The sequence below is a fragment of the Vibrio splendidus 12E03 genome, from assembly GCF_000272105.2.
In the GTDB taxonomy this organism is placed as follows: domain Bacteria; phylum Pseudomonadota; class Gammaproteobacteria; order Enterobacterales; family Vibrionaceae; genus Vibrio; species Vibrio splendidus_I.
Map to the genome: position 1 here is coordinate 1 of NZ_AJZD02000242.1, position 220 is coordinate 220.

At 45.9% G+C, this 220-nt stretch carries 1 protein-coding gene; it reads left to right on the plus strand.

Features of this window, described 5'->3' with window-relative positions; translation table 11 throughout:
* The coding region (locus tag A142_RS15785; protein WP_019821650.1) for an IS5/IS1182 family transposase at nt 1-220 on the plus strand (220 nt) is incomplete at both ends.

The following is a 220-nucleotide window of genomic DNA, read 5'->3' on the forward strand; positions in this document are numbered from 1 at the left end:
GAAACGAGTTTTTTCTATGCCACTGAGAGCGCTGCAAGGATTTATCGACTCGATATTTAGGTTAGCCCATGTGCCGTTAAGTTGTCCGCATTACACCTGCATCAGCCGTAGAGCCAAGCAAGTTGAGGTCTCATTTAAGACTAAAACGAGAGGAGCGATACAACACCTAGCCATTGATGCAACTGGCCTTAAGGTTTATGGCGAAGGTGAATGGAAAGTC